This window comes from Mycobacterium sp. pW045, from assembly GCF_041287085.1.
Classification (GTDB): domain Bacteria; phylum Actinomycetota; class Actinomycetes; order Mycobacteriales; family Mycobacteriaceae; genus Mycobacterium; species Mycobacterium algericum_A.
On the sequence record NZ_JBGGKU010000012.1, the window covers coordinates 76472 to 86156 of the forward strand.

Sequence of the window (9685 nt, forward strand, 5' to 3'; positions counted from 1 at the left end):
GGCCGGGCGCCCGAGATGGGCCCGCCGGGGAACCTGGTCACCGGCATCATCAAGGCGATGCGGCCCCGCCAGTGGGTGAAGAACGTCCTGGTGCTGGCCGCGCCGCTGGCCGCACTCGGCGGTGACGTGCACTACGACTACGCCGATGTCGCCGGCAAGGCGCTGATCGCCTTCGTGGCGTTCAGCCTGGCGGCCTCGGCGGTGTACCTGGTCAACGACGCCCAGGATGTCGAGGCCGACCGCGCGCACCCGACCAAGCGGTTTCGCCCGATCGCGGCCGGGGTGGTCCCGGTGGGGCTGGCCTACGGCTTGGCGGCGGTGCTGGGACTGGCGTCGCTGGTCATCTCGTGGTCGCTCAGCCTCAGCCTTGCGCTGGTGATGGCGGTCTATCTGGCCATGCAGCTGGCCTACTGTTTCGGGCTGAAACATCAAGCGGTGCTGGACATCTGCATTGTGTCGTCGGCGTATCTGCTACGGGCGATCGCCGGCGGCGCGGCCGCCGACATCTACCTGTCGCAATGGTTCCTGCTGGTGATGGCGTTCGGATCACTGTTCATGGTGGCTGGCAAGCGCTACGCCGAACTGCAGCTCGCCGAGCAGACCGGCGCCAAGATCCGCAAGTCGCTGGAGAGCTACACCGGTACCTACCTGCGGTTCGTCTGGACGGCCTCGGCCACCGCGATGCTGGTCTGCTACAGCCTGTTCGCCTTTGAGCGCGACAACGGTTCCGGCTCGTGGTACGCGGTGACCATCATCCCGATCATCGTCGCGATTCTGCGCTACGCGGTCGACGTCGACGGCGGCATGGCCGGCGAGCCCGAGGACATCCTGCGGCGCGACCGGGTGCTGCAGGTGATGGCTCTGCTCTGGATCGGAACCATCGGTGCTGCCGTCGTTTTCGGCTAGCCGAGGGCTGCGGACACCGGACCCCCGGGTCCGGCCGTTGGGCTGGCCGGCGGTCGCCTACACCCCGTCGGTGCGACTGAGTTCGTGGGCGGCGGTGGCCGTCGTGCTGCTGCTGTTCGCGGTCGGGGCATGGCGGCGACGCTGGATCTCCGATGACGGGCTGATCGTGTTGCGCACGGTGCGGAACCTGTTGGCCGGCAACGGCCCGGTGTTCAATGCCGGCGAACGGGTGGAGGCCAACACCTCCACGGTCTGGACCTACCTGATGTACCTCGGTAGCTGGCTCGGCGGGCCGATGCGCATGGAGTACATCGCGCTGGTGTTCGCCCTGGCACTGAGCCTGGCCGGGGTGGCGCTGCTGATGCTGGGCACCACCCGGCTGTACGCACCCAACCTGCAGGGTCGCCGCGCGCTGCTGCTGCCGGCCGGGGCGCTGGTCTACATCGCGCTGCCGCCCGCCCGCGACTTCGCCACCTCCGGGCTGGAGAGCGGGCTGGTGCTGGCCTACCTGGGCCTGCTGTGGTGGATGCTGGTCTGCTGGTCGCAGGCGCTGCGAATGCCACGGTCGCGGGCCCGTGGCCCGCTGTTCACCGCGTGCCTGGCCTTCGTCGCCGGCGCCAGCGTGCTGGTGCGTCCCGAGCTGGCGCTCATCGGCGGCGGCGCACTGATCATGTTGCTGATCGCGGCGCCCCGGCAGTGGCGGCCCCGGGCACTGATCCTGGTGGCCGGCGGCGCGCTTCCGGTGGCTTACCAGATCTTCCGGATGGGCTACTACGGGTTGCTGGTGCCCGGTACCGCGCTGGCCAAGGACGCCGCCGGCGACAAGTGGTCGCAGGGCATGATCTATCTGGCGAACTTCAACGCGCCCTACGCATTATGGGTGCCCGCCGTGCTGTTGACGGCGCTGGGGGCGGCGCTGTGGGTGGGCGCCGCGGTGCGCCACCGCCCGCGGCGTCCGGTGCCGCGCGGTGTCGGCAGGTGGGCGCGGCTGGTGCAGAGCCCGGCGGCGGTGGTCTGCTTCTTCGTGATCAGCGGATTGCTGCAGGGCGCCTACTGGATCCGCCAGGGCGGCGACTTCATGCACGGCCGAGTGCTGCTGGCGCCACTGTTCTGCATGCTGGCCCCGGTGGCCGTCGTCCCGGTGCTGCTGCCCGACGGTGCGCGTTTTCACCGGGAGGCCGGCTACCCGCTCAGCGGCGCCGTCGGCCTGCTGTGGGTGGCGGTGGCCGGCTGGGCGCTGTGGGCGGCCAACTCGCCCGGGATGGGCTATGACGCCACCCGGGTCACCTACTCCGGGATCGTCGACGAGCGGCGGTTCTACTCGCAAGCCACCGGCCACGCCCACCCGCTGACCGCCGCGGATTATCTCGGTTACCCGCGGATGCGCGCGGTACTGGCCACCATCGAGGCCACCCCCGACGGGGCGCTGCTGTTGCCGTCGGGCAACTACGACCAGTGGGACGTCGTCCCGGTCATCCTGCCGCCGCCCCCGGGGGTTGGCGTGCCCACCGATCCCCAACCCGGTGACACCGGACCGCACACCGTGTTCTTCACGAACCTGGGCATGTTGGGCATGAACACCGGCCTCGACGTCCGGCTGCTCGACCAGATCGGCTTGGCCAATCCGATTGCGGCGCATACCGAGCGGCTCGACCACGGCCGGATCGGCCACGACAAGGACCTGTTCCGGGACTTCGTGGTGGCCGACGGCCCGTGGGTCAAGTGGTACCCGCTGATCCCGGGTTACCTGGACCAGGACTGGGTCGCGCAGGCCGAGGCGGCGTTGCGCTGCCCCGACACCGCCGCGGTGCTGGGCTCGGTGCGCGCCCCGATGGGCCCGCGCCGGTTCCTGTCCAATGTGCTGCACGCGGCGAGCTACACCAGGTACCGCATCGAGCGGGTGCCCCGCGACGAGCTGATCCGATGCGGTCTGGCCGTACCCGAGCCGACCCGCCCGCCCTACACCGGGATGCGGCCCGACGTGCCGTGACGGTATGTGTTCGACTGTTCCGAAAATGTGACGGACGTCATGCCGCGTCGGCCGCAGCTACCCTGCGCGGTCGGTCCCACCGGCTCGTATGGTGGCGCGAGCGCAATACGGCGGTCGCCGGAGAAACCGGCGTCCGGCCCATTCGGCGGGTGGTGGCAGAAGTCTAAGAGCCCGATCTCGGCCTTCTGTGGTTGACTACACCGGCACTGTCGCGCACGCGCGCGCAGATCTGGCCCGGCTCGGGCCCACGTTATGAGCACGGCAACGAGATGAATGAGGATGCCCAGGATGAAGTTGCTTGACAGGTTGATGGTCGCCGCCTTCGGCGCGGCCCTGCTTGCGGGGTTGGTTGGTGCCGCCGGTGGTACCGCGGAGGCCAACGCCTTCTCCCGGCCGGGTCTGCCGGTCGAGTACCTCCAGGTGCCCTCGGCGGCGATGGGCCGCGACATCAAGGTCCAGTTCCAGCCGGGCGGCTCGGACTCCCCGGGGCTGTACCTGCTCGACGGCATGCGCGCCCAGGACGACTTCAACGGCTGGGACATCAACACCCCGGCGTTCGAGTGGTACCTCAACTCGGGCATCTCGGTGATCATGCCGGTCGGCGGCCAGTCCAGCTTCTACAGCGACTGGTACAAGCCGGCCTGCGGCAAGGCGGGCTGCTCCACCTACAAGTGGGAGACCTTCCTGACCCGTGAGCTGCCGGCCTACCTGGCGTCGGAGTACGGCGTGAGCCAGAGCCGCAACGCCGCGGTCGGCCTGTCGATGGCCGGTTCGTCGGCGATGACGCTGGCCATCTACCACCCGAACCAGTTCACCTACGCCGGTTCGCTGTCGGGTTACCTCAACCCGTCCACCGGGAAGGGCTGGATCGGCCTGTCGATGGGCGACGCGGGTGGCTACAAGAAGAACGACATGTGGGGCGACGACAACGACCCGGCGTGGCTGCGCAACGACCCGACCGTCAACGTCGACAAGCTGGTCGCCAACAACACCCGGCTGTGGGTCTTCTGCGGCAACGGCAAGGCCAACGAGCTGGGCGGCGACAACATCCCGGCCGTCTTCCTGGAGCAGAACTTCATGATCGGCGCCAACAAGAAGTTCCAGGAGCTCTACACCGCTGCCGGTGGCAACAACGCGATCTTCAACTTCCCCGAGTACGGCACGCACTCCTGGGAGTACTGGGGTCAGCAGCTGCAGGCGATGAAGCCGGACCTGCAGAGCCACCTGGGCGCTACCCCGAACAGCGGCGAGAGCACCGGCTCGGGCGAGTAGTCAGCAGCAACGATGTACCGCCGACGGCGGCGACCTGCGGGTCGCCGCCGTCGACCGTTTTCTGTCCTGCCCGCCGGTGCCGTGTGATTGACTACCTTGCGGAGCCAGGGCGCGTGACCAGCGGCGGGTGACACCACGAAATCTGTCCCGACGAGCGAGGTGGGTATGAGCGGACTGTCGAAGTTGTGGCGGGCACTGTGCGTGACCGTGCTGACCCTGGGCATGTGGGGCGGCGGCGCGATCGTCGGTTCCAGCGCTCAGGCCGCACCGTACGAGAGCCTGATGGTGCCGTCGCCGTCGATGGGCCGCGATATCCCGGTGGCGTTCCTCAACCAGGGCCCGCACGCGGTCTACCTGCTCGATGCCTTCGACGCCCACCCCGAGGTGAGCAACTGGGTGACCGCGGGCAACGCGATGAATACCTTGGCCGGCAAGGGTGTCTCGGTGGTCGCACCGGCCGGCGGTGCCTACAGCATGTACACCAACTGGGAGCAGGACGGCAGCAAGCAGTGGGACACCTTCTTGTCCAGCGAGCTGCCGGACTGGCTGGCGGCCAACCGGGGCCTGGCACCGGGCGGGCACGGCGTGGTCGGCGCGTCCCAGGGCGGCTACGGCGCGCTGGCGCTGGCCACCTTCCACCCCGACCGGTTCGGTTTCGCCGGCTCGATGTCGGGGTTCTTGAACCCGTCGCACACCACCGAGAGCGGTGTCATCAGCGCCGGCCTGGAGAACTTCGGCGGCGTCGACCCGTATGGCATGTGGGGCGCGCCGCAGCTGGGTCGCTGGAAGTGGCACGACCCGACGGTGCACGCCACCCTGCTGGCGCAGAACAACACCCGGGTCTGGGTTTACGCCCCGATGGGCGGCGCTTCCAACCCGGCCGCGATGATCGGCGATCCGTCCGAGGCGGCCGGCAGCGGGCGGTTCTTCAACATGCAGTACCGCCAGGCGCGCGGCCGCAACGGCCATTTCGACTTCTCCGGCGGTGACAACGGCTGGGGTTCGTGGTCGTCGCAGCTGGGGGCGATGGTCGGCGACATCGTCGGCGCGATCCGCTAAATCCGCGTTGACTTAATTCTTCATTGAGGCTGCACTCCTGGCGCAAAAGTGCGAGTAAGCATCGCCCTCAGTGCAGCATCAACGCGTTCCAGGCGGCCCTGACGCGGCGGAGGACGTCGTCGCCGCGGTGTTCCTTGAGCACCTTGATGTGCGTCCAGCCCAGCTGCCGGAGGTACTCCAGCCGGGTGGCGTCCCAGACGTACTGCTGCCGGTCGGTGAGGTGGTGCTCGCCGTCGTACTCGACTGCGAGCATGAGGTCTTGCCACCCCATGTCCAGAAAGTACTTCCAGCGACCGTCCGGCCCGGGGACCGGGATCTGGGTGGTCGGGCGGGGAAAGCCGCCGTTGATCAACAGCAGCCGTAACCGGGTCTCTTTCGGCGATTGGGCGCCGGCGTCGACGAGGTCGAGCGCGCCCTCGAGCTGACGCAGACCGCGGGCATGGCGGTGGCGCCGGGCCAGGTCGAGCACCTCGGCGGTGTGGAAGCGGGTGGCGTTGGCCAGCGCGTCCAGCCGGGCGACCGCCTGGCCTAGGCTCCCACGCCGCCCCAGGTCGAAGGCCGTCCGCGCCACCGTGGTCACGGCCATGCCGCGGCGGAGTTGCTGCTCGCCGGGGAGCAGTAGGTCATTGCGGGTCAGCACGCCGGCCGGAGGCCGGGTGTTGGGCGAGATCAGTTCGATCGGGACGGTGGCATCGACCCATTTAGCGCCGGGCAGCGCAGCGGCCGCGGCCCCGGCGACCACCGCCTGGCCGCCGGACCACAGCCAGGCGGCGACCGTGCGCTGCAGCAGGTTCGGGCGGATGCGTGCCGGTAGGTACACATTCGGTAGCACCGCGACGTGATGGCGACGTAATTCGTAGCGGGTCAGGGTCCCGGCCGCCAACGCCGCACTGCCGAGAAAGGGCATCTGAGGATCCGTCATGCCCAGATGCTGGCCGCGGCGGCTCCCATCGCGTCGACGATGATCCACAGCACCAGTTGACGCTGCGTCCAGGGCGCAAGAGTGCGAGTAACCACCGCCCTCAGCGCAGCATCAATGGTGAAAGCCGGCGATCTGTACCGTTATAGGCGATATGGCCAAGAAAGCACGCAAGTCCACCGCGAAATCCCCCCGTAAATCCCCGGCGAAAGCGCTGCGCAACCGGCGGCGCGTGCTGGCGTGGGTGGCCGCCGGTGCGATGGCCCTGGCGGTCGCGCTGGTGGCGGTGGTCGTGGTGATCTGGATCCGGCACCCCGGCTCGCCGCCGATCGCAGATCAGCCGTCGGAGGGCGTGCCGCCGACCAGTTCGGCGCCGCCGCGGGCCAAGAAGCCCCGCCCGGCCTACCAGGACGCCAGCTGCCCGGACGTGCAACTCGTCTCGGTGCCCGGCACCTGGGAGACCTCGCCCACCGACGATCCGCTGAACCCCACCCAGTTCCCCATTGCGCTGTTGCTCACCGTCACCCGCCCGATCGCCGAGCAGTTCGACGCCTCCCGGGTGCAGACCTACACGGTTCCCTACACCGCGCAGTTCCACAATCCGTTGTCGGCCGACAAGCAGATGAGCTACAACGACAGCCGCGCCGAGGGCACCCGCAACACCATCAAGGCGATGACCGAGATGAACGAGAAGTGCCCGTTGACCAGCTACGTGCTGATCGGCTTCTCGCAGGGCGCGGTGATCGCCGGTGATGTGGCCAGCGACATCGGCAACGGGCGCGGCCCGGTCGACGAGGACCTGGTGCTGGGAGTGACGCTGATCGCCGACGGCCGCCGCCAGGAGGGTCCCGACAGCGGTATCAATGTGCCGCCGACCCCGCCGGGGCAGGGCGCCGAGGTGACCCTGCACGAGCTGCCGATCCTGTCCGGGATGGGGCTGACCATGACCGGCGCGCGCGAGGGCGGTTTCGGCGACCTGGCCGAGCGCACCAACGAGATCTGCGCGCGCGGTGACCTGATCTGCGCCGCCCCGCAAGAGGCGTTCAGCATCGGGAAGCTGCCGGCCACCCTGGAGACGCTGGCCGGTGGCGCCGGTCAGCCGGTGCACGCGTTGTACGGCACCACCGAGGTCTGGAGCCAAGATGGCCTGTCCGCCACGCAGTGGACGCTGAACTGGGCGCGCGAGCTGGTGGACAACGCCCCGCATCCGCCACACGGCTGAATCTGGCGAAGTTAGGACGCCGCGCGTAAACCCCGCGGTTTAGCGAGGTTCGACGAAGGAGAGGCGAAGCTGGAACCGCGCCGTGAACCCCGCGGTTTAGCGAGGTTCGACGGAGGAGAGGCGAAGCTGGAACCGCGCCGTGAACCCCGAGATGGCCGTCACACGCGGTACCGTTTGATTTGGCACACGCCGCGTCGACCTCTAACATTAAGAAGAATTTAAGAGCATGCGGCTCATGGCCGCGGGACCAGCAGCAGGCGTCGAGGGGTATCGGAATCCCGCTACCATCTGTGAGGTCCCGGGCCCGCGCGACGGACCACACCACGCGGCCGGCCGCGCCCGGCAGCCGACTGAACGTATGTTCGCGACAGGAGATTTTGCATGGCCCCGGCACCAGCACAGGCCGCATACCACAACCCGTTCGTCAAGGACGGCAAGATCCGGTTCCCGGAGAACGCCAACCTGGTGAAGACCGTCGAGCGCTGGGCCGCACTGCGCGGGGAGAAGGTGGCCTACCGCTTCCTGGACTACTCCACCGAGCGTGACGGCGTGGCCCGGGAGCTTTCCTGGTCGGAGTTCGGCGCCCGCAACCGCGCGGTGGCGGCCCGCCTGCAGCAGGTCACGCAGCCGGGTGACCGGGTGGCGATTCTGTGCGGGCAGAACCTGGACTACCTGGTCTCGTTCTTCGGGATCCTGTACTCCGGGCGCATCGCGGTGCCGCTGTTCGACCCGGGCGAGCCCGGCCACGTGGGCCGGTTGCACGCGGTGCTCGACGACTGCACCCCGTCGGCGGTGCTGACCACCGCCGATTCCGCCGAGGGGGTGCGCAAGTTCTTCCGCAGCCGCCCGGCCAACGCCCGGCCGCGCGTCATCGCGGTCGACGCGGTGCCCGCCGAGGTGGGATCGACCTGGGTGATGCCCGAGTACGACCGAGACACCATCGCCTACCTGCAGTACACCTCCGGCTCCACCCGCACCCCGACCGGCGTGCAGATCACCCACCTGAACCTGCCCACCAACGTCGTCCAGTTGCTGGATTCCCTCAAGGGCCGCGAAGGCGACCGGGGCGTCAGCTGGCTGCCGTTCTTCCACGACATGGGCCTGGTCACCATTCTGCTGTCGAGCGTGCTCGGTCAGCAGTTCACCTTCATGAGTCCGGCAGCCTTCGTGCGCCGGCCGCACCGGTGGATCCGCGAGCTGGCCCGCAAGGAGGGCGAGACCGGCGAGGTCTACTCGGCGGCTCCCAACTTCGCCTTCGAGCACGCCGCGGCCCGCGGGCTGCCCAAAGAAGGCGACCCGCCGCTGGACCTGAGCAACGTCAAGGCGATCCTCAACGGCAGCGAGCCGGTCTCGGCGGCGTCGCTGCGGAGGTTCAGCGAGGCGTTCGCTCCGTACGGCTTCCGGGAAGAGGCGATCAAGCCGTCCTACGGGCTGGCCGAAGCCACCTTGTTCGTCTCCACCACCCCGCCCGAGGAGGGCCCGCGGATCATCTACGTTGACCGCGAGGAGCTCAACAACGGCAACCGGTTCGTCGAGGTCCCCGAGGACGCCCCGAACGCGGTCGCGCAGGCCTCGGCCGGCCGGGTCAGCGTCGACCAGTGGACGGTGATCGTCGACTACGACACCGCCACCGAGCTGCCCGACGGTCAGATCGGCGAAATCTGGCTGCAGGGCAACAACATGGGCAGCGGCTACTGGAACCGCGAGCAGGAGACCATCGACACCTTCAAGAACGTGCTGAAGGCGCGAAACAGCCCGTCGCGGGCCGAGGGCGCCGATGAGAACGGCTTCTGGGTGCGTACCGGCGACTACGGCGCCTACTACCAGGACGAGCTCTACATCACCGGTCGGGTGAAGGACCTGGTGATCATCGACGGCCGCAACCACTATCCGCAGGACCTGGAGTACTCCGCGCAGGAGGCCAGCCGGGCGCTGCGCACCGGCTACGTCGCGGCGTTCTCGGTGCCGGCCAACCAGCTGCCGGCTGAGGCCTTCGACAATCCGCACTCCGGGCTGAAGTTCGACCCGGAGGACAGCTCCGAGCAGTTGGTGATCGTCGCCGAGCGCGCCCCGGGCGCCCACAAGCTGGACCACCAGCCCATCGCCGACGACATCCGGGCGGCGATCGCGGTGCGCCACGGTGTGACGGTGCGTGACGTGCTGCTGGTGTCGGCGGGGTCGGTGCCGCGCACCTCCAGCGGCAAGATCGGCCGGCGTGCCTGCCGGGCCGCCTACCTGGACGGCAGCCTGCGCGGCGGCACCACCGGTCCCAACGCCTACCCCGACGAGGCCTGAGTCCGATGAGTGAGGCACCGCA

General features: G+C 69.0%; 7 protein-coding genes. 6 read left to right on the plus strand and 1 reads right to left on the minus strand.

The genetic code is table 11. The features are described from left to right. The first annotated feature begins 15 nt into the window (after positions 1–15). The 4 genes from ACAG20_RS18545 (at position 16) to ACAG20_RS18560 (ending at position 5227) form a co-directional block, all read left to right on the plus strand. A complete protein-coding gene (locus tag ACAG20_RS18545) occupies positions 16–906 on the plus strand; it encodes a decaprenyl-phosphate phosphoribosyltransferase (protein ID WP_370493658.1) in 891 nt (296 codons plus the stop codon). Continuing rightward, entirely contained in the window at positions 884–2896 is a 2013-nt protein-coding gene (zomB, locus tag ACAG20_RS18550; protein ID WP_370493619.1) for a flagellar motor control protein ZomB, read from the plus strand. Before ACAG20_RS18545 ends, zomB begins: the two co-directional genes overlap by 23 nt. Positions 2897–3184: 288 nt before the next feature. Further along, on the plus strand, positions 3185–4168 hold the full coding sequence (locus ACAG20_RS18555; RefSeq protein ID WP_370493620.1) for an esterase family protein: 984 nt from the start codon (positions 3185–3187) through the stop codon (positions 4166–4168). Positions 4169–4333: 165 nt separating this feature from the next. Then, positions 4334–5227 (plus strand): esterase family protein, encoded by an 894-nt coding sequence (locus ACAG20_RS18560; protein ID WP_370493621.1) that lies wholly within the window; start codon positions 4334–4336, stop codon positions 5225–5227. Positions 5228–5294: 67 nt separating this feature from the next. Here the strand turns inward: ACAG20_RS18560 and ACAG20_RS18565 are convergent, their stop codons facing one another. Beyond that, on the minus strand, positions 5295–6149 hold the full coding sequence (locus ACAG20_RS18565) for an endonuclease domain-containing protein (RefSeq protein WP_370493622.1): 855 nt from the start codon (positions 6147–6149) through the stop codon (positions 5295–5297). 256 nt (positions 6150–6405) lie between these two features. On the opposite strand from ACAG20_RS18565, the gene ACAG20_RS18570 reads away from it, so the two are divergent. Continuing rightward, positions 6406–7368: a cutinase family protein gene (locus ACAG20_RS18570; RefSeq protein WP_370493659.1), complete on the plus strand. Its 963-nt coding sequence runs from the start codon at positions 6406–6408 to the stop codon at positions 7366–7368. A gap of 381 nt (positions 7369–7749) precedes the next feature. Further along, positions 7750–9663, plus strand: coding sequence for a long-chain-fatty-acid--AMP ligase FadD32 (fadD32, locus tag ACAG20_RS18575; RefSeq protein WP_112687646.1), 1914 nt, complete (start codon positions 7750–7752; stop codon positions 9661–9663). Positions 9664–9685 lie beyond the last annotated feature (22 nt).

Excerpts from the sequence above, each read along its gene's own strand:
- fadD32 (WP_112687646.1), top strand. The coding sequence starts at position 7,750 with ATGGCCCCGGCACCAGCACAGGCCGCATACCACAACCCGTTCGTCAAG.
- ACAG20_RS18555 (WP_370493620.1), top strand. The coding sequence starts at position 3,185 with ATGAAGTTGCTTGACAGGTTGATGGTCGCCGCCTTCGGCGCGGCCCTG.
- ACAG20_RS18545 (WP_370493658.1), top strand. The coding sequence starts at position 16 with ATGGGCCCGCCGGGGAACCTGGTCACCGGCATCATCAAGGCGATGCGG.
- ACAG20_RS18565 (WP_370493622.1), bottom strand. The coding sequence starts at position 6,149 with ATGACGGATCCTCAGATGCCCTTTCTCGGCAGTGCGGCGTTGGCGGCC.
- ACAG20_RS18570 (WP_370493659.1), top strand. The coding sequence starts at position 6,406 with ATGGCCCTGGCGGTCGCGCTGGTGGCGGTGGTCGTGGTGATCTGGATC.
- ACAG20_RS18560 (WP_370493621.1), top strand. The coding sequence starts at position 4,334 with ATGAGCGGACTGTCGAAGTTGTGGCGGGCACTGTGCGTGACCGTGCTG.